This is a genomic window from Nocardioides oceani, assembly GCF_030412965.1.
In the GTDB taxonomy this organism is placed as follows: Bacteria; Actinomycetota; Actinomycetes; order Propionibacteriales; family Nocardioidaceae; genus Nocardioides; species Nocardioides oceani.
Genome location: NZ_JAUHJQ010000123.1, coordinates 1 through 282 on the forward strand (window position 1 = coordinate 1; position 282 = coordinate 282).

The 282-nt window shown below is 79.8% G+C and carries 1 protein-coding gene; it reads right to left on the reverse strand.

The window, feature by feature from the left end; all coding sequences use genetic code 11:
- Positions 1-282 (reverse strand): NTP transferase domain-containing protein (locus QWY28_RS23525; RefSeq protein ID WP_336622435.1); only part of this gene is annotated, 282 nt, incomplete at both ends.

Genomic DNA, 282 nt, shown 5'->3' on the forward strand with positions numbered 1-282 from the left:
TCGGCCCAGGAGTCGAGGTCGCGGTGCTCGCGGCCCTCGGCCGGGACGGCCGCGAGGTCGAGCGGGGCCAGGAGCCGGTGGAGCGCGGCGCCGTGCTGCTCCTCGTGGCCGGGTCGCACGGCGTCGAGCCGGGCGACGTCGAGCACCAGCGCCAGCTGGCGGCGGCCGTCGGGGTCGTGCAGCGCGGCGCCGTCGCGGCCGGCCGCCGCCTCGTGCAGCCGGCGCAGCGTCCACGGGGTCACGTGCGGCATGTCGACGGCCAGCACCACCAGGGTGGGCGTG